The sequence below is a fragment of the Dactylosporangium sp. NPDC000555 genome (genome assembly GCF_040300025.1).
Classification (GTDB): Bacteria; Actinomycetota; Actinomycetes; order Mycobacteriales; family Micromonosporaceae; genus Dactylosporangium.
The window spans coordinates 1-22,859 of the sequence record NZ_JBEPDB010000025.1 but is presented as its reverse complement, the minus strand read 5'-3'; the positions used below and the strand labels follow the sequence as shown (position 1 = coordinate 22,859).

Genomic DNA, 22,859 nt, shown 5'->3' with positions numbered 1-22,859 from the left:
GTCTAACCGTGGCGGGACGACTCTGCGGGTACGCCGAGCTGGTACCCGTCGGCCTGCATGCGGAACAGTTCGGCGTACCTGCCGTCGAGGTCCATGAGGACCTCGTGCGTGCCCTCTTCGACGATCTCGCCCCCGTCGAGCACCACGATGTGGTCGGCGTAGCGCAGGCTGCCCAACCGATGCGAGATGAGCAGGCTGCTGCGGCCCGCCCGCAGCCGGCGCAGGCTGCGCTGGATGCCGTCCTCGGCCACCGCGTCGAGGCCCGCCGAGGGCTCGTCCAGGATGAGCAGGTCCGCCTCCGTGCGCAGCATGGCGCGGGCGATCGCGACGCGCTGCCACTGCCCGCCGGACAACACCACGCCGGAGGCTCCGGGGCCCTGCTCCTCGGGGGAGTCGCCGGCGAACATGCGGCTGAGCATGGTCTGGTATCCCTGCGGCAGCGCGGCCAGGGTCGACCCGATGCCGGCCGCGTCGGCGGCGGTGTGCAGCCGCTCCTGGTCGGCGGTGAGGTCGCCGACGGCGATGTTGTCCGCGGCGGACAGGTCGTAGCTCATGTAGTCCTGGAAGACCGCGCCGATGCGGGCACGCAGCTCGGTGATGTCGAGGTCGCGCACGTCCCGGCCGTCCCAGGTGATGGCGCCCCGGGTCGGTTCGTAGAGCCGGCAGAGCAGCTTGATGAGGGTGGACTTGCCGGCGCCGTTGAGGCCGACCAGTGCCACGGACTGCGCGGGCCGGATGGTGAGGTTCACGCCCCGCAGCACCCAGTCGTGATCGGGGTGGTAGCGGAACCATACGTCGCGCAGTTCGATGCCCTCGCGCAGCGGCGGCACCGGCAGTCCCGGCCGGTCCTGGCGGGCGGTGTCCGGACGTACCACGTCCGCGTAGTGCCCGAAGAGGACCAGCACCTGGTTGGCCATGGCCACCTGCGTGACGATCCCGGCCAGCGCGCCCTGCACCGCGGCGAGGGCGGCGACCAGCACGGCCAGGTCGCCGACACCGCCGGCGCCGTGGCCGATCCGGACGGCGGTGACCACCAGCGCGACGCCCGACACGACGGCGGTCAGCAGGGCCAGCGACGCGTCGACCCGCAGCGCCCGGCGGTCCACCGCGCGCTCGCCGGCCTGCGCGGTGCCCAGTTCCGCGAGCATCCGGCCGCGGAGGAAGTCGCCCAGCCCGAACAGCCGGATCTCCTTGGCGGCCCGTACGTCGAGAAGCAGGTTGGCGTAGAAGATCTGGCGGCGCGTGTTCGGGGTGATCCGGGTCATCAGCTCGGTGCGCTGCCGGCCGATCCGCAGCTGCGCCCACAGCGTCGGTACCGCCGAGGCCAGCACCAGCACGCCGGCGAGCGGCGAGACGGCGAGCAGGGCGGCCAGGAAGCCGCCGATGGTCAGCGCCGCCTGGCCGATGCCGAGCACCGAGCCGGCCAACTGCTGCGGCCCGGACTGGCCGGCGATCTGGGCCAGCTGCAGCCGGTCCTGGTGCGCCGGGTCCTCCAGCTCGGCGATGCCGTCCGGCCGGCTCGCCGCCGTGAACAGCTCGGTCTGGGTGAACAGCATGACCCGGCGGCCGATCTCCCGGTCGGCGTACTGGCCGGCGTGCACCGCCAGCGACACGGCAGCGCCGGTGCCGGCGAGCGCCAGTGCGCTCAACCAGACACTCGGCCCGGGCTGTCCGGTCAGCCGATCCAGCAGTACCTTCGTCAGCCATGCCATTGCCACGGGCGCGCCGCCGGTCACGACGGCGACCAGCAGCCGCACGGCAGCGGCGGCCGGCGCCGCGCGGGCGTAGAGCGCCAGCGCGGCCGGCAGGGCCCGCAGGGCACCCGGGTGCGGGGCTTGGGTGGGGACTCGGGTCGGGTCGGATCGGCGCATGGGTGGGTCCTCAGCGTCGTGGCAGTCGGTACACGGCGCGGCCGACGAGCCGGGCCCCGTCGAAGTAGCCGACCTGTCGGGAGTCGGAGCTGTGCGGGCCGTCGCCGAGGAGCACGAGCTTGCCTGGCGGTACCGTGGCCTCGGCGACGGCGGCCAGCGCCGGCACCCGCTCCCGGGGCACCCGGTCGCCCGGCACCGCGACGGCCCGTTTGATGATCCACGGATGGCCGTGGCCCGGTGGCGGCAGGGCGGCCGGCGTTCGCCCGGCGGGCCCGACGACCACGATGTCGCCGGCACGCACCCGGCCCAGGCGGGCACGCCGGGCCAGGACCCGGTCACCGGGTTCGAAGGTCGGTGCCATGCTGTGCCCGGCGACGGTCACCACCACGAATCGGTAGCGCAGCCACACGATGCCCGCCACGATCCCGGCCACCACGGTGCAGGCGGCGACGACGACCGACATTGTCAACGCCCGGTGGGGACCGGCTGGCGTACCGCGGCGAGAGCGTGGCCGCCGGCCGTCATCCGGCCGTTGCCGTCGACGGTGATGACCGATGGGAAGCTCCGCACCTGGAACGCCGCGGCCAGCGGACCGAGGGGCTCCTCGACGACCACCCGCGCGACCGGTTCCAGGGCCCGCACGAGGTCCGCGACATCGCCCGATGCCCCGACGACCACCGCGAGCACCGGTGTGCTCAGCGCCCCCGCGTAGGCCACGAACTCGGGCAGCTGCTGCTCGCACGGCTCGCAGTGCGGGGTGAAGAATCCGACCAGCGCTCCGCCGGCGTCGGCCAGCGCGTCGCGGGTGACCTCGCCGCCGTCCACGGTGGTCGCGGCGAACTGCCCGACCGGTGTACCCGGAGGCGCGAGCGAGGTCGACGCGCCGCCAACGGTGCGCTGCACCTCGTACTCACGCAGCCGCCGGATGACACCGACGGTCAGCGCGAGGTCGACCGTGCACAGCACGCCGACCAGGACGACGGCTGCGATAAGTACTGTCACCACGCCTCCTCAGCGGATGAAGCCCGGCCGGAGGGGCCGGGCGCGAACAACGCGACGATGTCGTCGAGCAGGATCACCAGCAGCCCGCCGAGGGCGCCGGCAAGCCCGGCGACCAGCAGCCCGCCGGCGTTTGCCGGGGTATGGGGTGCCGCCGCCGCGACGAGGCCCAGCAGGGCCACGGCGGCCAGGACGAGGTCGCGGACGACGTGCCGGATGCCCAGCGGCCGCTCGGTCCGGCCGAAGCACGCGCAGGGCGCCCGTCTGCCGGCGCGCAGGGCGAGCACGATCGCCACAGTGAACGCCAGGTCGAGGATCAGGCTCAGGGCGAGACCGGCGGCGACGGTGGCCGGCACCACCAGCAGCGCCACGACCAGCAGCTCGAGGCCGATGAGCGCGCGGGCCGCCGCCGGCGACAGCGCGACCGGCAGCGGGACCAGGGCCAGCATGGACCGCCGGAAGCCGTCGACGTCGCGCAGCTTGGTGATGCCCGCGACGACGAACACCAGACCGGTCAGCACCTGGCAGCCGAACAATACGTACCCCATGTGCCTCCATCCGTCGGTACCGCACGTTAGGCGACCGCGATACATCGTCCGCACATCGCCAGTACACCGCTTCGGCGGGCAACTCCATCGGCGGTGTATCCGCCGCCGCTAGCGTGTCCTCGCCGGGCCGGTCCACATTGGACGAGCCCGGGGTCTCAACAGACGAACGAAAGGGAAACAATGCGACAGGTTGGCAAGATCGTCGATCGGCTGCTCGGTGCGGTCGCTCCCCGCGCGACGGCGGCGGCGTGCGGGGAGTGCGTCCCCACGGGCCGGCGGACGTCGGGACCGTGCGCGGGTGGCTACCAATACGAGTACTGCTGCTACTACACGGGTCCTGGCGGCTGCACCCAGAAGAAGTGCAGCTACCGCTGCGTGTAGTAGAGCCGGGTGACCGGCGGGTCGCGCGCTGCCGCGTGTGACCCGCCGCGTCATCCAGCCGTGTTGAGATCCAGCGTTCCGGTGGTCCGCGCCGCCGATACAGCTGGTGACGTGGCCCGCCGGTGCGCCGGGTCAGCGGCGCATCGCGCGGGCGGCGGCGCCGCGCAGTGCGACGGGCGAACCACCGCACTCCCGGGCCAGCCGGCTGAACTGCCGCTGCGGCCCGGCCGCGCCGCACAATCGGGCCAGCAGCTCCACCGAGTGGTCCAGGTCAAGAAGACCGAGCTCAACATGGACGACGCGGTCGTGTGCGGCGAGCTGGCGCCGGCCGGTGAACAGGACCGCGCTGCCCGCGGTCGCGGTCAGCAGCGGCCGGACCTGCGCCTCGTCGGCCGCGTCGTCGAGCAGCACGAGCAGCCGCCGGTTGGCCACCGTCGAACGGTACCGGGCCGCGGCCTCCTCCTCGCAGAACGGCGTCCACGGCTCGGGCACGCCCAGCGAGCGCAGAAACCCGGCAAGCACGTCGACGGGACGGCGGGGCTCCCGACCGGGTGCCGAGCCGCGCAGGTCGGCGTAGAGCTGCCCGTCGGGGAAGTATCGGCTCAGCCGGGTGGCTGCCTGCACTGCCAGCGCCGACTTGCCGACGCCGGCCGGTCCGTGCACGCCGATGAACACCGGCCCGTCGAGCGGCGGGTAGACGGCGCCCGCGCGGCGGTACCCGCTCAGGATCGCCTCGATGGCCGCCAGCTCGCGGTCCCGGCCGACCAGTGGCGCGGTGTCGGCCGGCAGCTCGCGGGGCACTGTGACCAGCGCCTGCGGCGCAACCGCCACGGCACCGCCGGCCGGCGGCACGGTCGCGGGCGCGCCGACCGGCGACAGCGGCGCCGCGGAGGTGATGACCGGTGCGACCCGGACGGCCGTTCCGGCGTCTCTGACACCGTCGAGGGCCGGGTCCCGACGCAGCACGGCATGGTGCAGCCGGGTGAGCTCGGGTCCCGGGTCGACGCCCAGATGCTCGGCGAGCGACCGCCGGGCGTGGCCGAACACGGTGAGCGCGCCGGCGACGTCGCCGGACCGGTAGAGCGCCAGGACCAGCGACGACCACAGCCGCTCACGCAGCGGATGCTCGTCGACCAGGCTACGCAGCTCGGCGATGAGGCTGCCGCCCTCGCCGAGCCGCTGTTTCGCGTCGATCCAGTCTTCGACGGCGACGAGCCGCTGCTCGTCGAGCGCCCCCAGGCAACGGTCGAGCGCCGCGGAGCGTTCGACGTCCTCGGCCGCCGCGCCCCGCCACAGGGCCAGCGCCCGGCCGAGCAGCTCGACCGCATGGTTCGCCTGCCCTTCGGCGAGCGCGGCCCGTCCGGCCTGGCTGAGCCCACGGAACGCGGTCAGGTCCAGCTCATCATCCATAATGGACAGACGGTAGCCCGCCCCGTGACTCTCCAGTCGTCGCTCACCATGGCAGTCGATGACCGCGCGGCGCAGCCGTGAGGCGTACGTACGCACATTCGCCACCGCCGAAGCCGGCGGCCGCCCGTCCCAGAGAAGATCGACCAGTCTGTCGACCGGCACCACCCGATTGGGTTCCAGCAGGAGCGCGGCCATCAGGCTGCGCTGTTTCGCCGGACCGATCGCCACGACCGTGTCTCCGTGCAAGATCTGGACTGCGCCAAGAAGCCTGAACCTCAACACATCCCCCGCAGAACGCGTGTCGTTCGGTCGCGAACAGCCTAGCGATGTCCAGACGGTTACCGCAATGTTTCGATGACTTGATGAAACCGTCTGATGCCATCTCGAAACTTTCTTACGGGATTCGCGTCAGTTTTTGACTTCGGTGCGAGCTCGGGTTGAGGGAGATGAGGCCACTCCCCCTTACGGTGTGATCAGCCGGCTCCGGAGCCGGTAGACGTAGTCCTCCCGGTCCCGCCGCCCGGCCGGGCCCGGACCCTCGCGAGGCATGAACAGATTGGCGTCCGAGCGCGTCCACTCGCGCGACGCGTACCGCTCGAGGATCCGCCACTCGCCGTCCCGCCGCTCCACGAGGTCGACGTAGCGGAAGCCGCTGGTGAAGTTCATGCGTGCGCTGCCGGACGGCGCACCCCAGTGCACGGCCATGCCGTAGGTCTCAGACAGCGCCCGGGACCCGGCGAACTCCACGAGATGGTTCGCGACCAGGTGCATGGTCCCGTCGAAGCCGCGCAGCTTCGGCTCCACCCAGGCGATGTACTCCTCGACGGGCCCGTCGAAGCCGGTGTGATGGTCGATCGCCCCGTCGTGGTAACAGGACCGGACCAGGTCCATGTCCAGCCGGTCGATGCCCCTGCAGTACCGGCACACCAACTCACGGATGGCCGCTCGGTCGGAATCCTCGTTCGTCATCGAACCTCCTCGGGATCACGTCGACTGTCCGGTGTGGAGCCTTGGCCTGGTGCGATCCGGGCCCACACAGGTAAGCTACCAAGCACTTGCTTGGTTAAGAAACCCGTTGGCTACCAACGGTTCCGATGGCGGAAGTGGAGACGCAATGGCGCGGTTGGGCTTCAACTTGATGGGCATGGACGAGCTCTACGGCAACCGGTTCACCGGCATCCTCGAGGCGGCGACCCTGGCCGACCGGATGGGCGTCGACCTGCTCGTGCTGCCCGACCACGTGACGATGAGCGAGCAGGCTCACCGCGACCGGGTGGCCGTCGGCTTCCCGTACCCGATCTCGACCAACTGGTTCGATCCGCTGATCACGCTGGCGGCGGTCGCCACCGTCACCGAGCGCGCCCACGTCGGCACCAACGTGCTCGTCGCGCCGCTTCGCCCCGCGGTACTGCTGGCCAAACAGCTCGCGACGCTCGACGTCATCTGTGCCGGGCGGCTCGATGTGGGCCTCGGGGCGGGCTGGCAGGTGGAGGAGTACCGGGTCACCGAGCGGCCGTTCGAGGGCCGCTTCGGGTACCTCGAGGAGCAGGTCGCGGCCTGCCGCGCGCTATGGGCCGGTGGCCCCGCGGCGCATGAGGGCCGGCGGCTGGACTTCACGGACCTGCACAGCATGCCGGTGCCGGTGCAGGGCGCGGACCTGCGGCTGTCGTTCGGCTTCAACCCCACCCCCCGGGCGATCGAGCGCATCGTGCGCCTCGGCGTGGGTTGGTGGGCGCCCCCGATGCCGACCGAGGCCGTGCGGGCCGCGATCGCCGGCCTCGGCGAGGAGTGCCGCCGGGTCGGCCGGGATCCGGGCTCGGTCACCGTCACCGCGGCCACGACGCTGGTGGCGCACGGGAAGTCGGCCGAGGAGGCCGGCGCGATGCCCGTCCTCGAGGAGGCGCGGGCGTTGTGGGACGCCGGCGCCGACTGCGTCATCGTGCACCCGCTCGCGTTCGTCCGGGCGCCCGAGGAGCTGCCGGCATTCCTGCGGCCCCTGCTCGACGCCCGGGACGCGCGCGACCCTCACGACTCGAGGACCACCTTGAGCTGACCGGCGCGCGGGGCTGCCGCCAGCTCGAAGGCATCCTGGACGCGCGCCATGGGCAGCCGGTGCGTGACGTAGGCGTCCAGGATCGATGGGTGCTCCCGCAGGTACTGCTGGGCGAGCCGGAGCACCCGCCGGCGGTCCTTGGTGGTGCCGGCCCGCAGGGTCAGGTCCTTGCGGAAGAACGTGTGCATCGGGACCGGATAGACCAGGTCGTCGGGCACCCCGAAGTAGTAGACCAGGCCGCCGCCGGCGACCGCGTCGACGGCGCAGGCGAGGGTGCCGACCTGGTGGCCGATGGACTCGACCACGACCTGCGGCCGGTCGTCCGCGGCGAGCGACTCCACCCACCGGTCGCACGACGCCCGGACGAACTCGTCGACGCCGAAGACCCGCGCCTCGGCCGACCGGTCGACGCGGTCGACGCCGACCACGTGGGCCGCCCGGCCCATCGACTTCAGGACATGGCTGAACAGCATGCCGATCGGCCCCTGGCCGAGGACGGCGACCCGCTGCCCGGCCACGTCCCCCATCCGCTCGACCGCGTAGATCACACAGGCCAGCGGCTGGGCGACGACCGCGCCGGCCGGCGGCAGCGAGCCGTCGTCCGGAACCAGCGAGTCCCCTTCGGTGACGACCAGGTCGGCGATCGCGTCCTGGCCCAGGGCCCAGCCCACCGCGGTGGCGCCGGCCTCGAAGTCGGGATGCCGGGAGGCGAGCACGTCACCCACGACCTCGTGCATCGGGCAGCCCGGACCCGGGGGCGCTCCGTCCGGGTGGTTGCCCAGCCCGCCCGAGCGCTGGATGGCGCCCTTGAACAACGGCATATCGCTGCCGCAGATCGCACCGGCGCGCACCCGCAGCAGTACCTCGCCGGGGGCCAGGGCCGCCGCGGTCGGCGCCGGCACGCGGACGTCGGCGAACGTCGACGGTGCGACGAGTTGGGCTGCCCACATGTCACTCAACGCTGTACTCCCTCTCGGACGAGCCTTCGGACGGCCCGCCGGGCGGGCCATCGGGCCCGCCCGGCGGGTATCTCACGCGTTCTCGGTCCGCATGGACTCGACGTACTTCCTGATGACCTCGATGCCGTCGAACAGTTCGGTGAACGTCCACTCGCGCGGTGCGTCCGGAGCCGACCGCAGCATCGCCAGCAGCGTCTCCTCGCTGTCCACGTTCGCGACGATCATCCGCCCGCCGCCGGCCACCGAGTACAGGCAGTCGAAGGTGCCGTCGGCCAGCCGGGCCGAGATCCAGTCGACGGCCACGTCGGCGATCCGCAGTCCCAGTTCGGGATCGACCGGGCCGTGGTGGCCGATGGCCAGGAACTTACGCATCGGCTACGCGGCCAGCGCCGCTTGCCGCGGCCCGTCGTCGTAGAGCTTCGACTCGGGCAGGGGCTTGTCGAAGTTGACGATGCCGCCGATCTGGGCCCAGGCGGTCTCGATGGGCGCGATGTTCGAGATGGGGAACTTGAAGTCCGGGTCGAAGATCAGGCTGGACGGTCCGGTGAGCTGCGCCTCGGTCGCCTCCATCGCCTTGATGAGGCCCTGCTTCACCTCCGGGTTGCTGCGGTAGTCGCCCTGCAGGTAGGTGCGGCTGGTCCGGACGAGCGCGCGCAGGATGGCCGCGGCCACGTCCGGCTTCTCGGTGCGGATCTTCCCCATCCAGTAGCTCGTGATGGAGGCGTTGAACGGGATGATGAGCTTGTGGCCGGCCGCCTCGGCGGTGCTCCACACCGGGTCGCTCAGGTTGCCGGCGTCGACGGCGCCCGAGTCGAGTCCGGCGAGCAGGTCGGCGCCGCCCAGCGGGACGATCGTCACGTCCTTCACGGTGAGGTCGCAGGTCTTCAGGTACGCGGCCAGCTCCACGACGGCCGGGGAGCCGAGACCGGTCGCGGAGCCGGTCGACACCTTCTTGCCCTTCAGGTCGCAGGCGGTGAAGGAGCCGTCCGCCTTGAGCAGGCTCTTGCGCACGTAGTAGCCCTGGTGGTTGGCCGGGCTCCAGCCGACGCCGCCGCCGACACCCTTGATCTCGGCCCCGCCCGCGATGGCGTTGAACAGACCGGCCGACGGCGCGGCCGGCGCGAAGTCGATGTCGCCCTTCTGCATCAGCACGACGAGGTTGTTCGTCTGGACGAGCTGGATGTTGATTTTGATGTTTTCCTTCTTGAACTCGCCGAAGTGCTCGGCGAGCAGCAACGGCGCGTACGCCTCGATGTTGCGGAAGGGGAGCGAGGCATTGACCGTGACCTCGCTCGGCAGCGGCTTGGGCGCCGGGGTGTTCGGCCCGGTCGGGCCGGCGCTGGGCGGGGTCGCGGGCGGGGTCGCGGTCGAGGCCGGCGCTGCGCCGTTGTCGCCACAGGCGGAGAGCAGCGAGGCGGCGAGCATGGCGACGAGGGACGTGACAGCTAATCGGCGCACTGTGACTTCCTTTCTCGGGACAGGGAAACGGATTACAGGAGGTTCCGGTCGCCGCCTTCGATCTCGACGCGAGCCCACGGCAGCACGAGCAGCGACACCCACTTGACGATGCTGCTGAGCAGCAGTCCCATCGCGGCGACCGCCACGATGCCGACGTACATCTTGGGCGCCTGGAAAAGCGTCCACGAGTACCAGATGAGATAGCCGATGCCCTCGCTCGCCTGGGTGAACTCGACGCCGACCATCATGAGCACGGCGACACTGACCGACATCCGCAGGCCGATGAACATCTGTGGCAGGGCGGCCGGGAGCAGGACATGGCGGAAGGTCTGCCAGAGCCCGGCGTTGAAGCTCTGCGCCACCTCCCGGTGCCCCGGGCTCACGGCCAGGAACGCCGCCATCGTGCTGACCCACATGAAGAAGAAGACCGTCATGCCGATGGCCACGTTCAGGGCCGTGTCGGAGAGGCCGAAGATGAGCAGCAGCAACGGGAAGATGGCCAGCTTCGGCACCGTGTAGAGCGCCGAGAGGAGCGGCTCGAGGGCGGCCCGAATCCAGCGGGAGGCGCCGAGCGCGATGCCGGCGGCCACCCCCGAGACGACGCCCATCGCGCAGCCGATGAGCACCCGGGTCAGGCTGACCCAGAGATGGTGGAACAGCTCGCCGCTCTCGACGAGTTGCAGGGCGGAGCTCCAGACCTTGGTCGGCGGAGGGAAGAACAGGGGGTTCACCGCACCGCTCGTCGCGGCCACCTGCCACAGCCCGAACAGCACCAGCGGGGCGCCGAGGCCCAGCAGGATCTCGATGAGCCGGCGCCGGCGCCGCCGGACCGCGGCCTTCTCCGGGGTCGCCGAGGCCTCGCGGCGTACCACGCGTCCGTTCGTCTGCTCGTCCGGCGGCACGAGCGCGGTTGGCTGGGCCATGACTACTCCTTTCCCGCCGCCAACGAGGCCTGGACCTCGTCGCGCAGCACATCCCAGACGTTCTGCTGCAGGGTCGCGAACTCAGGCATGCGGCGCAGGTCGCTCGAGCGGGGACGTTCGAACGGGACCGTGATGTCACTGACCACCCGGCCGGGCCGGGCCGACACGACGACCACGCGGTCGCCCAGGACCAGTGCCTCCTCGATGCTGTGGGTCACGAAGATGACCGTGCGCCGGTCCTCCTCCCAGACCTTGAGCAGCACCTCCTGCAGCACGACCCGCATCTGGGCGTCCACGGCCGCGAACGGCTCGTCCATGAGCAGGATCTGGGGCTGCACGGCGAGCGCCCGGGCGATCGACACCCGCTGGCGCATGCCACCGGAGAGGGTGGCCGGGTAGGCCTTCTCGAAGCCGTTCAGACCGAGCCGGCGGATCCAGTGCATCGCCCGCTCGTTCGCCTCCCGCCGCGGTACCTTGGCCATGTCGAGGCCGAACCGCACGTTGGCCAGGACGGTCTTCCACGGCAGCACGCCGTAGTCCTGGAAGACCATGGACGTCGCCGCCCGGCCCTCGTCCAGCCAGAGGTCGAGGGTGCCGGCGGTCGGTGGCAGCAGTCCGTTGACGATGCGCAGGAACGTCGACTTGCCGCAGCCGGACGGACCTACCAGGCAGACGAACTCGCCGTCGGCCACCCGCAGGTCGAGCGGGCCGAGGGCGTGGACGCGCTGCTTTCCGGAGATGAACTGCCGCTCCACGCCCGATGCGAGCAGCTTGGCGTTGGTGGGCGCCGTTGGCGGAGGCGCCGAGGTCGCGTGCCGTGTCTGTGTGTCCACTGTGCTCCAGGTGTTCTCAGGGCGGGGTGTTGACGGGTCAGCCGAACCACTGGCCGGCGTTGACGTCCAGCGTCTGCCCGGTCACGCCGGCCGAGGCGGACGACCCGAGGAAGGCGACCACGTCGGCCACCTCGCGGGGCGTCACGAACCGACCCAGGCAGGTCGTCGCCTCGGCGCTCTGCCGGGCCTGCGCGGCGCTCGTACCCTGGCGGGTGCCGGCGTCTGCGAAGAACGTCTCGAGGTTGTCCGACTCGATGTAGCCGGGAACCACGGCGTTGACCCGGACCCCGTGCGGGCCGAGCTCGCGGGCCAGGATCTGGACCAGCGTGAGCATGGCCGACTTCATGGCCGCGTAGATGCCGGACTCCGGGTAAGGCCGGCGGGCCGAGATGGAGCTCACCAGGACGACCGCCGCCGGCCGGCCCTTCATGAGTGGCAGCAGCTCGTACAGCAGGTTGGTCGCCGACAGGATGTTGCCGTCGACCGCCGCGTGCCAGTCGGCGGCCGAGCGCTCGCCCAATGATCCGAGCGGCGGCCGGGAGAACGCGTTGTGCACCAGGACGTCGACCGCACCGTACCGCTCCCTCAGGAGCCGCGCGGCCTCGGCGCAGCGGGCCCGGTCGGTCAGGTCGGTCGGGAGGCACAGTGCCGCTCGTCCGGCCGCGACGACCTCGCGTGCGACCTCGTCCAGGTACGCACCCTGGCGGGCCAGCAGGGCCAGGTCGGCCCCGGACTCGGCGAAGGTCACGGCGAGCTCGCGGCCCAGTCCCCGGCCCACGCCCGCGACGGCGGCGACTCGTCCACTCAGGTCCATGCCGGCTCCGCCCGCTCGGCCGGCGCCGGCCAGGCCGCGACAATGTCGTCCACTGTGGATAGTGTGGCCAGGTGGCGCAGGCTGTACCGGATCACGTCCGCCGCGTAGTCGGCCGGGACGCCGGCCACGCCGTCGACCGGCACCACCACGCGGTAGCCCAGCCCCACCGCCTCCATCGAGGCGCCCAGGATGCCCATGTTCAACGACACGCCGACGAGGACGATCGTGCGCACCCTCAGGCCGCGCAGGGTCGCGTCGAGCTCGGTACCGGTGAACGGGGTCACGCCGTGCAGCCGCTCGACCGTGATGTCACCGGGCTCCGGTCCCAGCTCCGGCAACAGCTGCGCCGACACCGAGCCGGTGAGCAGGTGATCGGGCATGGCCTCGGCCCGCTCGAGGATCGGCGCGTTACCGGCGGCCCGCCGGCCGTTGGCCCGGTGGGCCACGGTGGCGTGCACGACCGCGACCCCCGCCGGGCGGGCCGCGGCCAGCAGGCGGCGCACGCTGTCCACCCCGCCGGAGGCCCGCAACTGCTCGCCCAGCTGCGGCACCAGACTCTCGGTGCCGACGATGCCGCGCTGCAGTTCCATCGTCAGCACCGCGGTGTCGCCGGGTCGGATCACGTCACTGTCGAGTCGTCGGCTCATGGGACTCCTCTGGGCTGGACGGAACGGGGACGGCACAGCGCCGCTCGGCCGACGCCTGGATCGCCTCGACCACGCGGAGCACGGCCAGGCCGTCGGCGAAGGTCGCCGGGCGGGGGAAGCCGGGTGCCGCCTCGCCGCCCGGGTGGTCGAGCCGCTGGTACAGCCAGCGGGCGAGGCCGGTGTAGGACGCGATCTCCCGCGCGGTCCAGGGCCGGCTGTTGCCGGGGACCGTCGATGGCGGCGGAGGCGCGTCCGGGGTCAGCCGGCGCGACCCGTCCGGCGTGGCGAGGAGGGCCTGACCGTCCACAATGGATACCGTGCCCGCGGTGCCGGCGACGCGGGTCACCTCGACCGGCTCGCCCCAGGCCGCCGCGCACTCCTGGATCACCCCGACCGCACCGGTCGCGGTGCGCAACAGCACGCCGTAGCCGTCGTCGGCCCCGCCGGCCGGCCGGGGCACCGCCTGGCCCAGCGTGGCCGACACCTCCACGATCGGGCCGAGCCAGAGCTGGAGCTGGTCGAGCAGGTGCGTGCCGTTGGCCCGCAGCCATCCACCACCGCGCGCCGGATCGAACCACCAGCCCGGCGTGCCCGCCTCGGCGGCGGCCAGGATCGGGTAGGAGCGCACGATCGTGGCCGTGTGCGGCCGGCCCACGCGGCCCGAGGCGATCGCGTCGCGGACCGCCTCGACCGCGGGGTCCCACCGGAACTCGGTGCCGACCAGGGCGACGAGGCCGGCCGCGTCGGCCGCCTTCGTCATGGCCTCGGCCTGCTCGACCGAGAGCGCCAGCGGCTTCTCGCAGATCACGTGCCGGCCGGCCGCGATGGCCAGCCCGGCCAGCTCGGCGTGCGTGTCCGGCGGCGTGGCGATCGTGACGACCTCGGCCCCGGTGGCGTCCAGGGCGGTCGCGAGCGAGTCGAACCCGGCCGCGACGCCGACCCGCTGGGCCCGGCGGGCCGTCCGCTCGGCGTCCTGGCCGACCAGCCCGGCCACCTCGAACCCGGCCGCCCGCAGCGCCGGCACGTGCACCCGCAGGCCGAAGCCGGTGCCGACGACGATCGCGCGACGGGACATGTCACGCTCCGTCCGCGGCGAGACCGAGCACGTTCAGCGCGTTGGTGCGCAGGAACTTCTCCCACACGTGCTCGTGCAGGGGCAGCTCGTCGAGCTCGGTGAAGATGCGCTCCAGCGACAGGCCCAACGGGAAGTAGCCGGCGTAGAGCACCTTGTCCGCGCCGCGGGTGTTGGCGAAGTCCAGGATCTCCTTCGGGTAGTAGCGAGGGGCGAAGGCGCTGGTCGAGTAGTACAGGTTCGGCCACTTCAGCAGCAGCTTCACGGCCAGGTCCACCCACGGCTCGCACCCGTGGCGGGTGACGAAGCGCAGCTCGGGGAAGAACCAGCAGACCTCGTCGATGAGGGCGACCTCCTGGGCCGCGAACGGGATGCGGGGGCCGGGCACACCGGCACAGACGAAGATGGGCATGTCCAGGTCGATGCAGGCGGCGTAGATCGGGTAGAACTTCTTGTCGTTGATGGGCACCGGCGGGTTGAGGCCGCTCGGCATCGCGCTCGCCGCCACCACGCCAAGTTCCTCGGCCGCCCGCCGCAGCGCGCGCACGCCCTCCATCCCGGCGTTGGGGTCGACCGGGAACGCGCCGAGAAACCGGTCGGGGTGGGCCCGCAGGGCCGCGACCGCGAGCTCGTCGTCGTAACTCACCGTGATCATACCGCGCTCGACGCCCCAGCGATCCATCTCCAGCAGCACGGCCTTGGCGCCGTCGGTGCTGAACCGCTGGTCGGGCAGGCTCTTGTACATGTACTCGGCCGGGAACCGGTACGTCTCCCGGCTCTCCTGGTCGCGCAGCTGGGTGCCGAGGAACCTGCGCCAGCTGTCGTCGGTGGGTCCCTTGGGGATTCCCATCATCAGGTCGATGACACCGATATCGGTGGGCCTGGGCATCGCCTCACCACCCCCGGAAGACCGGGTCGCGCTTCTCGGCGAAGCTGCGCAGCCCTTCGGCGCTGTCCTCGGTCCAGACGTTCATGGCCACGGCCATCTCCTCCCGGTCGAACGCCGCGACCCGATCCGAGTCCAGCGATTGGTTCAGCAGTCGCTTGGCCAGACCGACCGCGACGGTCGGCCCGGCCGCGAGTCGGGCGGCCAGCGCGTCGGCTGCGGTCTGCAGTTCCTCCGGCTCGACCAGCTGGTGCACGATGCCCAGTCGCTCGGCGTCCACAATGGGCAGATCTCCGCCGAGCAGCAGCAGCCGCTTCGCCAGGTGCAGCCCGAGGATGCGGGGTAGCAGGTACGCCGCCCCGGCGTCGGGCACGATCCCGCGGGTGATGAACAGCTCCGCGAACCGGGCCCTGGTCGAGGCCACCACGAAGTCGGCCGCGAGGGCGAGCTGGGCCCCCATGCCGGCGGCCACCCCGTTCACCACGGCGATGACCGGCTTCGGGCAGTCGAGCACCGCCGCGATGAGGGCCTGCGCGCTGCGGACACCGGGCCCGGTCTCGCCCACGACCCGGGCCGGTCGGCCGTCCACGGCCGGATCGCGCCGGGGGAGGCTGAGGTCGCCGCCGGCGCAGAAGGCCCGGCCGACGGCCGAGAGCACGACCGCCCGTACCGGGACCGACGAGCCGGCCTGGTCCAGCACTGCGATCAGCCGCTCGCGCTGGGGTGGTCCGAGCGCGTTGAGCTTCTCGGGACGGTCGAGCACGATACGGGCCACACCGTCCGCGACGGTGCAGCGCACCTGCTGGGTCACGTCCTCGGAGCCGGTCATGCTGCCTCCGCTTCGCTCCGGCCGCACTCCCAAACTGAGCCCATGATGACCGGCCTCCTCCGCTTCGCTCCGGAACCGGTCATGCCGCCTCCGCTCCGCTCCGGCCCCATGCCCTCCAAACCGAGCCGATGATGACCGGCCTCCTCCGCTTCGCTCCGGAACCGGTCATGCCGCCTCCGCTCCGCTCCGGCCGCATGCCCTCCAAACCGAGCCGATGATGACCGGCCTCCTCCGCTTCGCTCCGGAACCGGTCATGTGCTCGCCCGCCTCGCCTGGGCCCGGGGCAGGCCGAGATGCCGCTCCGCGATGATGCCCCGCTGGATCTCGCTGGTGCCGGCGTAGATGGTGGTCACGACCGAGTGCCGGAACTCGTGCTCGATCCAGCCGTCGGCCGGCGCCTCGGTGCCGTGGCCGGCGAGCAGCCCGTCCGCGCCGAGGATGTCCACGAAGGACGATGCCGCCCGCATGAGCGCCTCCGAGCTGAACAGCTTGGCCAGCGACCCCTCCGTGTGGGGCAGGACGTCGCGCGCGGTCAGCCAGGTCATGCGGTAGCCCATGAGGCGGCTCACCTCGAGGTCGGTGTAGGCCCGGGCCAGGCAGGCCCGTACCTCGGGCCGTTCGATGGGCGCGTGCCCGTCGGCGCCGGGCGTGCGGGCCCAGGCGATGGCCCGGTCGACCAGGTGCAGCAGGTGCCCGGCCGCGGCCGGCTGCCGCTCGAAGGCGAGCGCCACCATCATGACGTCCCAGCCCCCGTCGACCTCGCCGACCCGGGCGCTGTCAGGGACCCGGACCCGTTCGTAGAACGTCGCGTTGGTGCGCTCGCCGCCGAGCGTGTGCACCGGGCGCACCTCCACGCCCTCGGCGTCGAGCGGTACCAGAAACATGGTCAGGCCGCGGTGCTTGGACACGTCCGGGTTGGTCCGGGCCAGCAGGAAGACGTAGGTCGCCTCGTGGGCCATGGTGGTGAACATCTTCTGGCCCTCGATGACCCATTCGTCGCCGTCGCGGATCGCCCGGGTGCGGGCCGCGGCGACGTCGGAGCCCGAGTCCGGCTCCGAGTACCCGAGGCACATGAGGATCTCGCCGCTCAGGATGGCCGGGATGACCTCGCGCCGCTGCTGTTCGGTACCGACGATCTGCAGCGTCTTCGCCACCAGCTCGGCGATGAGCCAGCCCTCGATCGGGATCCCGGCCCGGGCGAACTCCTCGTTCAGCGTGGCCATCTCGAACGGATCCCGGCCCTGCCCGCCCTGGTCGGCCGGCCAGGCCGCGGCCAGCCAGCCGCGTTCGGCCATGGCTCGGTGCACGCTCCAGCTGTGCAGCGTGCCGGAGTCGTGTACGGCGGCCGAGGTCGCCGGCGGCAGCTCGGCCAGGAACTGCCGGACCTCGGTCCGGAACCGTCGCTGCGCCTCGGAAGGCTCGAAGTCCATCTACCGCCGCCCCTCATCGGTGTCGGCCAGTGCGAGGGTGACGACGGCATCGGTGGCCGCGCCGGCGCCGCTGCCGAGGAGTCCCAGTGCCTTGGCTCGGCGGAAGTAGAGCTGGATGTCGTACTCCATCGTGTAGCCGTAGCCGCCATGGGCGTGCAGGCTGCGGTCGGCGGCCTGGCCGGCGGCCCGGACGGCGAAGGCGAAGGCCATCGCGGCCAGGCCGTGCCGCCGGGTGCTGCCGGTGTCACCGGCCCAGGCCGCCTCGAGAACCAGCAGCTCGGCCCCGTCCACGAGCGTCGCCGCGTCGGCCAGCTGATGGGCCAGGGCCTGGAACGAGCCGATCGGCTGGCCGAACTGGTGGCGCGTTTTCGCGTACTCGACGCCGAGGCGCAGGCCCGCGGCCCCGATGCCGACCAGTCCGGCCGCGGTGAGGACTCGCCAGTCGGCCAGGGCCTCGTCGAAGAGCGCGGCCGCCTCCGGTCCCGACGCGAGCACGGTCGCGCCGGTGAGGTCCACGTGGCCGATCGCCAATCCGGACATGGTCTGCTTCGGACAGTCGGCGTCGTGACCGATCCTGGACGCGACGATCCGGCCCCCGTCCCACGCGAGGACCCGATCGGCGACCGCCGCCCACGGCACCGTCCGGGCGACCCCGGCCACAGCCGGCCGGGGCGAGAACGTGACCAGGTCAGCGGAGTCGGTGCGGCCGAGGCGGTCGAGCAGCCGGGTCGCGACCACGGTCTCGACCAACGGGGCCGAGGCGAGGCAGGCCCCGGCCGCCTGGGCGGCGATGACAAGCTCGGCCAGGCCGGCCGGTGCCCCCTCGCGGGAGCTCGCCAGCTGGGGGAAGCCGAACTCGCCGAGCACCGCCCACAGCGCCGGGTCGAAGCCGAGCGGTTCGGCCGCCCGGACACGCTCGGGCGTGGAGTGGTCGGCGAGCAGGGCGGTCAGGCCCGCCCGCAGGTCGAGCTGCTCGGTCGACAGGGTGAAGTCCATCAGCCGTTCCCGCCGTTCATCGCAGCCGCCACTGCGGCCGGTTGCCGGTACGGAACGCCTGCTGGCCGGCGGCCAGGGCGGCCGGATCGGTGCCGGCGGCGACCAGCGCGTGCGCGACGCCCAGCGCCTGTCCCGGCGTCATCTCCGAGCCGGCCCAGATGGAGCGCAGGGTCGCCTGCACCGCGAGCGTCGGCAGGGCCGCGACGGTCCCGGCGATCGCCCCGGCCGCCGCCCGCAACCGGTCGCTCGGCAGCACCTCGGACACCAGGCCGATCTCGAGCGCACGCTGGGCCGACATCCGCTCGGCCGATCCGAGCAGCGTCAGCCGCAGTACCTCCCCCAGCGGCATGCGGCGCAACATGTGCAGCGGCTCGAACACGGCCGGCATGCCGAACGTCGTGTGCGGGTCGAAGAAGGTGGCGTTGTCGGCGGCGATGATGATGTCGGACTCGCCGAGCAGGTAGAACGCGCCACCACACGCGATGCCGTTGACCGCGGCGACGACCGGCTTCCACAGGCCGCACGACTTGGGGCCGAGGAAGTCCCCGACATCCGCGCGCAGGAACGGGCTGCTCGCCTTCAGCAGCGCGGTCGACTCGTCCTCGCCGTCGTCGGCGTCGAGGCCCGAGCGGTCGTACCCGGTGCAGAACGCCTTCTCGCCGGCCCCGGTGACGACCACGACCCGCACCTCGTCGTCGAGGCGGAGTCGCGCCCACACGCCGGCCAGCTCGCGCAGCATCGTCTCGTCGAACGAGTTCAGCACCTCGGGGCGGTTCAGCTCGACCCATGCGACCCCGGCGTCCACGGAGAGTCGCAGTGTGGTCAGCGCCGCATCGTCGCCGGCAACTGATGTGTTGTGCATCACGTCGCGGAGGTTATAAGGTTAAACCCTTAGACGTCAAGGGTGAGCAGAAGGGCCGACGTGAAGACTGGTCGATCGAATCGTGTGTTCACCGATGAGGCGCTGCGAGCGTTGTCGATGTCGCCCCGCGGCCGGCTGCTCCGCCGGCTCGAAGGGTCCGACGTGGATGGCCTGCGCGAGGAGCTGGCGCTGCTCGAACGCGAGCACCACGGCCAGCGCGAGCGCTACCTCGACTGGGTCACGTCGATCCTCGACGCCGCCGTCCAGCGTCACGGCCGCGACGGCCTGCGCCTCCTGGTGAACCGGACCCTGGCCTTCTTCGCGGCGTATCCGGGCGTCGATCCCGTGCGGGACGAGGCGCCGGCCTCGATGGTCGACGAGGTGACCGAGGCCGCCGACGACGGCGACGCGGATGGCGCATTGGCGATCTTCGACCACCGTGAGGCCGAGTGGCGTTCGGCCATCGACGTGCTGCGGGACTGGCTGTCCGCATTGCTCTCCCAGGTGTACACCAGCTACGGCCCGGACGAGCTCGAGGCGTTCCACCGGCACCGCGGCGAGGACGCCCTGCGCGGCCTCATGAACGACATCGACCGGCCCCCGGGCGAGCGCCTGGTAAACCTGGTCCGCCTGCTGCAGGGGCACTTCACCGACCTCGTGGTCAGCGAGGACGACGAGAAGTTCACGATCGTGCAGGACCCGTGCGGCACCTGCTCCCGCCAGGTCATCGACGGGCGGTTCGCGGCCGGGCTCGGTCTCGCGGTCGTCGATGACGAGCACCGGGTGACCTGGGGCGGGCGTCCGACCACCATCTACCGCACCCACGTGCCGATCTGGCACGTGGAGATGGCCCGCGAGCGCCTCGGCGTGCCCTGGCCGGTGAACCTCTGCCCGGCCGGCCTGGACGGCGGCGCCTGCACCATCCTGCTCTACAAGGATCCGCGCGACCCGTCCAGCGCTGCCCGGGTGCCCTTGGCCACCGGCGAGTCCGCCTGACGTGAAGTCGCCCATCCCCGCAACGAAGGGCCCGAGACACCCATGACCGACGTGGTGAGCGCGGTGACACCGGCTGGCCTGCAGCGCGCCGGCTACCAACTGACGGACCGCTACGACGCCGACGACGGCACCGTCGTCCTCACCGGCACCCAGGCGATCACGCGCATCCTCCTGGACCGGCACCGGATCGACCGGGCGGCCGGGCTGCGCACCGGCGGCCTCGCGTCCGGCTACCCCGGATCGCCCCTGGGCGGGCTGGACCTCACCTTGCACCGGGCGGCCGCCACCCTCGAGACCGAGGACATCCGGCACGTGCCCGGCGTGAACGAGGAGCTCGCGGCCGCGGTGGTGTTCGGGACCCAGCAGCCGTCGCCCGGCGGGTTCCGCGACGGGCTGCAGGGCGTCTTCGGGCTCTGGTACGGCAAGGCGCCGGGCGTGGACCGGTGCGGCGACGCGTTCAAGCACGCCAACCAGTTCGGCGTGAGCCCGTTCGGCGGCGTCATCGCGGTGGCCGGCGACGACCCGGCGGCGAGGTCCTCGTCGCTGCCGAACCAGAGCGAGACCGCCTTCTACGACGCGCTGATGCCGGTGCTCGTGCCCGGCACCACCCAGGAGCTGCTGGACTTCGGCGTGATCGGGCTGGAGCTGTCCCGGTACTCGGGCTGCTGGGTCGGGCTGAAGGTGGTGACCAACGTGGCCGACTCGGTGGGCTCGGTGAACCTGGCCCCCGACCGGCTGTCCCTGCGTCACCCGGCGCTCGAGATCGACGGCGAGCCGTGGCAGCACCGGCAGCGGATCGAACTCGTCCCCACGATCCTCGTCGACCGGGAGCGGGACCTGCTCGAGCGCCGCCACCTCGCGGCCGTCGCCTTCGCCGCCGCCAACGGCCTCAACCGGATCGAGGGCGCCGTAGCCGGTGCCGGGACCGGCGCCCGGATCGGGATCGTCGCGGCCGGCAAGACCTACTACGACGTCCGGCAGTCGCTGGCCGATTCCGGCCTGGACGACGCCGGCCTGCGCGAGCGGGGCGTCCGCCTGCTGAAGCTCGGCATGATCTATCCGCTCGATCCGTCCATTGTGGAGCAGTTCGCCGACGGCCTCGAGCACATCGTGGTGGTCGAGGAGAAGCGCGACTTCATCGAGTCGGCCCTGCGCGGCGCGCTCTACTCGACCCCGCACCGGCCCACCGTCGTGGGCAAGCGCGACCGCGACGGCCGGTTGCTCGTGCCCGCCTACGGCGAGCTCGGGGTCGACCGCATCAAGCCCATCCTGCGGCGCGAACTCGGCCTGCCCGAACCGGTCCGCGCCCCGTCCACGGGCCGGATTCCGTTGCCGCTGCTGAACCGCACGTCGGCCTACTGCAGCGGATGCCCGCACAACCGGTCCACCGTGCTCCCCGACGGCGCCGTCGTGGGCGGTGGCGTCGGCTGTCACGGCATGTCGTACTTCGACCCCCGGCTGGCCGGCAACCAGAAGCTGCCGGTCGTGCCGATGGGCTCCGAGGGCGTGCCCTGGATCGGCATGTCCCCGTTCTCGCAGACCGGACACATCTTCCAGCATCTGGGCGACGGGACGTTCTCCCACTCGGGCCTGCTCGCGGTGCGCGCCTGCGTCGCGGCGGACGTGAACATCACCTTCAAGATTCTGTTCAACGGCTACGTCGCGATGACCGGCGGTCAGCAGATCGCGGGCGGCATGCCGGTGCCGGCCCTGACCCGCGAGCTGGCCGCCGAGGGCGTCAAGCAGATCATCGTGTGCGCCGACGATCCCGGGCGCTACCGCGGCGTGCGCGACCTGGCCAAGGGAGTCACCGTGCTGCCGCGCTCGGAGGTGCTGGCCGCACAGGAGCGCCTCAGCGCGGTCGAGGGCGTCACGGTGCTCATCTACGACCAGGTGTGCGCGGCCGAGGCCCGGCGGATGCGCCGCTCTGGCAAGCTGCCCAAGCCCGACCGCCGGGTGGTCATCAACGAGCTCGTCTGCGAGGGCTGCGGCGACTGCGGCGTGAAGAGCAACTGCCTTTCGGTCCAGCCGGTCGAGACCGAGCTGGGCCGCAAGACCCAGATCCATCAGACGTCGTGCAACTCGGACTTCAGTTGCCTGGACGGCGACTGCCCGTCCTTCGTCACGGTCCGGACGACGGCGGCCGCGACCCCGCGCCGGCCCCGGCCCCGCCGCGCGGACTCGGGTGAGGTACCCCCCGAGCCGGCGGCCAAGGCATCGGTCAGCGACAAGGCTTACGGCGTCTACCTGGTCGGCATCGGCGGCACCGGGGTGGTCACGGTCAACCAGATCCTGGCCACGGCGGCCCTGCTCGACGGGCTCCACACGGCCGGCCTCGACCAGACCGGGATGAGCCAGAAGGCCGGAGCGGTCGTGTCCCACCTGCAGATCGGCGCCGCCCCGGTCGACGACCGCACCGCCGCGGTGACCGACGGCCAGGCCGATCTCTACCTGGTGTTCGACATGCTCAGCGGGGCGGCACCGCAGCACCTCGCCCGCACCGATCCGGAGCGGACGGTGTCGGTCGTCGCCTCATCGCTCACGCCGACCTCGGCCGTGGTGACGAACATCGCGACCAGCCTCCCGCCGTCCGACGCGCTGCTGGAGCGCATCCGGGACGCGGTCGGGCGTACCACGGCGGTGGACGTCACCCAGCTCAGCCGCGCCCTGTTCGGCGACGAGACAACGGCCAACGTCCTGCTGCTCGGGGTGGCCTACCAGGTCGGGGCCCTGCCGCTGTCGGCCGGCTCGATCGAGGAGGCGATCCGGCTCAACGGCGTCGCGGTCGACACGAACATCGCGGCCTTCCGGGCCGGCCGGCGCCACGTGGCCACGCCGACCGCGATCGATGCGCCGGTCGCGACCCGCCGGCTGGGAGCGGCCGGGCTCGAT

22 protein-coding genes and 1 pseudogene are annotated in these 22,859 nt (G+C 72.2%); 3 read left to right on the top strand and 20 right to left on the bottom strand.

Annotation, left to right across the window (positions count from 1 at the left end; translation table 11 throughout):
- Nucleotides 1-2 precede the first annotated feature (2 nt).
- The 7 genes and pseudogenes from ABT297_RS17570 to ABT297_RS17540 all read right to left on the bottom strand — a co-directional run bounded on the left by ABT297_RS17570 (nucleotide 3) and on the right by ABT297_RS17540 (nucleotide 6,178).
- A complete protein-coding gene (locus ABT297_RS17570) occupies nucleotides 3-1,871 on the bottom strand; it encodes an ABC transporter ATP-binding protein (protein WP_350550239.1) in 1,869 nt (622 codons plus the stop codon).
- Between the two features lie 10 nt (nucleotides 1,872-1,881).
- The gene (locus ABT297_RS17565) at nucleotides 1,882-2,334 is read right to left on the bottom strand and encodes a S26 family signal peptidase (protein WP_350550236.1); all 453 of its coding nucleotides are present in this window, start codon (nucleotides 2,332-2,334) and stop codon (nucleotides 1,882-1,884) included.
- A gap of 2 nt (nucleotides 2,335-2,336) precedes the next feature.
- Entirely contained in the window at nucleotides 2,337-2,873 is a 537-nt protein-coding gene (locus ABT297_RS17560; protein ID WP_350550233.1) for a TlpA family protein disulfide reductase, read from the bottom strand.
- Nucleotides 2,870-3,418, bottom strand: coding sequence for a MauE/DoxX family redox-associated membrane protein (locus ABT297_RS17555; RefSeq protein WP_350550230.1), 549 nt, complete (start codon nucleotides 3,416-3,418; stop codon nucleotides 2,870-2,872). The genes ABT297_RS17560 and ABT297_RS17555 overlap by 4 nt, the downstream gene beginning before the upstream one ends.
- 513 nt (nucleotides 3,419-3,931) lie before the next feature.
- Nucleotides 3,932-5,209 (bottom strand): BTAD domain-containing putative transcriptional regulator, encoded by a 1,278-nt coding sequence (locus ABT297_RS17550; RefSeq protein ID WP_350550382.1) that lies wholly within the window; start codon nucleotides 5,207-5,209, stop codon nucleotides 3,932-3,934.
- Nucleotides 5,210-5,227: 18 nt separating this feature from the next.
- A pseudogene (locus ABT297_RS17545) lies at nucleotides 5,228-5,437 on the bottom strand (AfsR/SARP family transcriptional regulator); the annotation flags it as partial.
- A gap of 234 nt (nucleotides 5,438-5,671) precedes the next feature.
- Nucleotides 5,672-6,178: a nuclear transport factor 2 family protein gene (locus tag ABT297_RS17540; protein WP_350550227.1), complete on the bottom strand. Its 507-nt coding sequence runs from the start codon at nucleotides 6,176-6,178 to the stop codon at nucleotides 5,672-5,674.
- A gap of 145 nt (nucleotides 6,179-6,323) precedes the next feature.
- Between ABT297_RS17540 and ABT297_RS17535 the strand changes: the two genes are divergently transcribed.
- Nucleotides 6,324-7,262, top strand: a complete 939-nt coding sequence (locus tag ABT297_RS17535) for a TIGR03619 family F420-dependent LLM class oxidoreductase (protein ID WP_350550225.1) — start codon at nucleotides 6,324-6,326, stop codon at nucleotides 7,260-7,262.
- Here ABT297_RS17535 and ABT297_RS17530 read toward each other — a convergent pair.
- The 13 genes from ABT297_RS17530 to ABT297_RS17470 form a co-directional block, all read right to left on the bottom strand.
- A complete protein-coding gene (locus ABT297_RS17530; protein ID WP_350550380.1) occupies nucleotides 7,235-8,212 on the bottom strand; it encodes a zinc-binding dehydrogenase in 978 nt (325 codons plus the stop codon). The genes ABT297_RS17535 and ABT297_RS17530 overlap by 28 nt on opposite strands.
- An 81-nt stretch (nucleotides 8,213-8,293) precedes the next feature.
- On the bottom strand, nucleotides 8,294-8,593 hold the full coding sequence (locus tag ABT297_RS17525) for a hypothetical protein (RefSeq protein WP_350550223.1): 300 nt from the start codon (nucleotides 8,591-8,593) through the stop codon (nucleotides 8,294-8,296).
- Between the two features lie 3 nt (nucleotides 8,594-8,596).
- A complete protein-coding gene (locus tag ABT297_RS17520) occupies nucleotides 8,597-9,679 on the bottom strand; it encodes an ABC transporter substrate-binding protein (RefSeq protein ID WP_350550221.1) in 1,083 nt (360 codons plus the stop codon).
- 32 nt (nucleotides 9,680-9,711) lie between these two features.
- Complete coding sequence (locus ABT297_RS17515) at nucleotides 9,712-10,602, bottom strand: ABC transporter permease (RefSeq protein WP_350550218.1); 891 nt, start codon at nucleotides 10,600-10,602, stop codon at nucleotides 9,712-9,714.
- Nucleotides 10,603-10,604: 2 nt separating this feature from the next.
- The gene (locus tag ABT297_RS17510; protein WP_350550215.1) at nucleotides 10,605-11,435 is read right to left on the bottom strand and encodes an ABC transporter ATP-binding protein; all 831 of its coding nucleotides are present in this window, start codon (nucleotides 11,433-11,435) and stop codon (nucleotides 10,605-10,607) included.
- Nucleotides 11,436-11,472: 37 nt separating this feature from the next.
- Complete coding sequence (locus tag ABT297_RS17505; RefSeq protein ID WP_350550212.1) at nucleotides 11,473-12,249, bottom strand: SDR family oxidoreductase; 777 nt, start codon at nucleotides 12,247-12,249, stop codon at nucleotides 11,473-11,475.
- Nucleotides 12,240-12,896 (bottom strand): cysteine hydrolase family protein, encoded by a 657-nt coding sequence (locus ABT297_RS17500; protein ID WP_350550209.1) that lies wholly within the window; start codon nucleotides 12,894-12,896, stop codon nucleotides 12,240-12,242. Before ABT297_RS17500 ends, ABT297_RS17505 begins: the two co-directional genes overlap by 10 nt.
- Nucleotides 12,874-13,971, bottom strand: a complete 1,098-nt coding sequence (locus ABT297_RS17495) for a Gfo/Idh/MocA family protein (RefSeq protein ID WP_350550206.1) — start codon at nucleotides 13,969-13,971, stop codon at nucleotides 12,874-12,876. Before ABT297_RS17495 ends, ABT297_RS17500 begins: the two co-directional genes overlap by 23 nt.
- A gap of 1 nt (nucleotide 13,972) precedes the next feature.
- On the bottom strand, nucleotides 13,973-14,857 hold the full coding sequence (locus tag ABT297_RS17490; RefSeq protein ID WP_350550204.1) for an amidohydrolase family protein: 885 nt from the start codon (nucleotides 14,855-14,857) through the stop codon (nucleotides 13,973-13,975).
- A gap of 4 nt (nucleotides 14,858-14,861) precedes the next feature.
- Nucleotides 14,862-15,683 (bottom strand): enoyl-CoA hydratase/isomerase family protein, encoded by an 822-nt coding sequence (locus tag ABT297_RS17485; protein ID WP_350550202.1) that lies wholly within the window; start codon nucleotides 15,681-15,683, stop codon nucleotides 14,862-14,864.
- Nucleotides 15,684-15,934: 251 nt separating this feature from the next.
- Nucleotides 15,935-17,113: an acyl-CoA dehydrogenase family protein gene (locus ABT297_RS17480; RefSeq protein WP_350550199.1), complete on the bottom strand. Its 1,179-nt coding sequence runs from the start codon at nucleotides 17,111-17,113 to the stop codon at nucleotides 15,935-15,937.
- Nucleotides 17,114-18,109, bottom strand: coding sequence for an acyl-CoA dehydrogenase family protein (locus tag ABT297_RS17475; RefSeq protein ID WP_350550196.1), 996 nt, complete (start codon nucleotides 18,107-18,109; stop codon nucleotides 17,114-17,116). It lies immediately after the preceding gene.
- A gap of 16 nt (nucleotides 18,110-18,125) precedes the next feature.
- Nucleotides 18,126-18,971 carry an enoyl-CoA hydratase/isomerase family protein gene (locus ABT297_RS17470; protein WP_350550377.1) on the bottom strand — a complete coding sequence of 282 codons (846 nt, stop codon included), beginning with the start codon at nucleotides 18,969-18,971 and terminating at the stop codon, nucleotides 18,126-18,128.
- 84 nt (nucleotides 18,972-19,055) lie between these two features.
- On the opposite strand from ABT297_RS17470, the gene ABT297_RS17465 reads away from it, so the two are divergent.
- On the top strand, nucleotides 19,056-19,967 hold the full coding sequence (locus tag ABT297_RS17465; RefSeq protein ID WP_350550193.1) for a hypothetical protein: 912 nt from the start codon (nucleotides 19,056-19,058) through the stop codon (nucleotides 19,965-19,967).
- A 42-nt stretch (nucleotides 19,968-20,009) separates the two neighbouring features.
- On the top strand, nucleotides 20,010-22,859 hold a 2,850-nt coding region (locus ABT297_RS17460), incomplete at its 3' end, for an indolepyruvate ferredoxin oxidoreductase family protein (protein ID WP_350550190.1).

What these genes read in the sequence shown, in the direction of transcription:
- ABT297_RS17570 (WP_350550239.1), bottom strand. Translation starts at nt 1,871, where the DNA reads ATGCGCCGATCCGACCCGACCCGAGTCCCCACCCAAGCCCCGCACCCG.
- ABT297_RS17565 (WP_350550236.1), bottom strand. Translation starts at nt 2,334, where the DNA reads ATGTCGGTCGTCGTCGCCGCCTGCACCGTGGTGGCCGGGATCGTGGCG.
- ABT297_RS17555 (WP_350550230.1), bottom strand. Translation starts at nt 3,418, where the DNA reads ATGGGGTACGTATTGTTCGGCTGCCAGGTGCTGACCGGTCTGGTGTTC.
- ABT297_RS17550 (WP_350550382.1), bottom strand. Translation starts at nt 5,209, where the DNA reads ATGGATGATGAGCTGGACCTGACCGCGTTCCGTGGGCTCAGCCAGGCC.
- ABT297_RS17540 (WP_350550227.1), bottom strand. Translation starts at nt 6,178, where the DNA reads ATGACGAACGAGGATTCCGACCGAGCGGCCATCCGTGAGTTGGTGTGC.
- ABT297_RS17535 (WP_350550225.1), top strand. Translation starts at nt 6,324, where the DNA reads ATGGCGCGGTTGGGCTTCAACTTGATGGGCATGGACGAGCTCTACGGC.
- ABT297_RS17530 (WP_350550380.1), bottom strand. Translation starts at nt 8,212, where the DNA reads ATGTGGGCAGCCCAACTCGTCGCACCGTCGACGTTCGCCGACGTCCGC.
- ABT297_RS17525 (WP_350550223.1), bottom strand. Translation starts at nt 8,593, where the DNA reads ATGCGTAAGTTCCTGGCCATCGGCCACCACGGCCCGGTCGATCCCGAA.
- ABT297_RS17515 (WP_350550218.1), bottom strand. Translation starts at nt 10,602, where the DNA reads ATGGCCCAGCCAACCGCGCTCGTGCCGCCGGACGAGCAGACGAACGGA.
- ABT297_RS17505 (WP_350550212.1), bottom strand. Translation starts at nt 12,249, where the DNA reads ATGGACCTGAGTGGACGAGTCGCCGCCGTCGCGGGCGTGGGCCGGGGA.
- ABT297_RS17500 (WP_350550209.1), bottom strand. Translation starts at nt 12,896, where the DNA reads ATGAGCCGACGACTCGACAGTGACGTGATCCGACCCGGCGACACCGCG.
- ABT297_RS17495 (WP_350550206.1), bottom strand. Translation starts at nt 13,971, where the DNA reads ATGTCCCGTCGCGCGATCGTCGTCGGCACCGGCTTCGGCCTGCGGGTG.
- ABT297_RS17490 (WP_350550204.1), bottom strand. Translation starts at nt 14,857, where the DNA reads ATGCCCAGGCCCACCGATATCGGTGTCATCGACCTGATGATGGGAATC.
- ABT297_RS17485 (WP_350550202.1), bottom strand. Translation starts at nt 15,683, where the DNA reads ATGACCGGCTCCGAGGACGTGACCCAGCAGGTGCGCTGCACCGTCGCG.
- ABT297_RS17480 (WP_350550199.1), bottom strand. Translation starts at nt 17,113, where the DNA reads ATGGACTTCGAGCCTTCCGAGGCGCAGCGACGGTTCCGGACCGAGGTC.
- ABT297_RS17475 (WP_350550196.1), bottom strand. Translation starts at nt 18,109, where the DNA reads ATGGACTTCACCCTGTCGACCGAGCAGCTCGACCTGCGGGCGGGCCTG.
- ABT297_RS17470 (WP_350550377.1), bottom strand. Translation starts at nt 18,971, where the DNA reads ATGCACAACACATCAGTTGCCGGCGACGATGCGGCGCTGACCACACTG.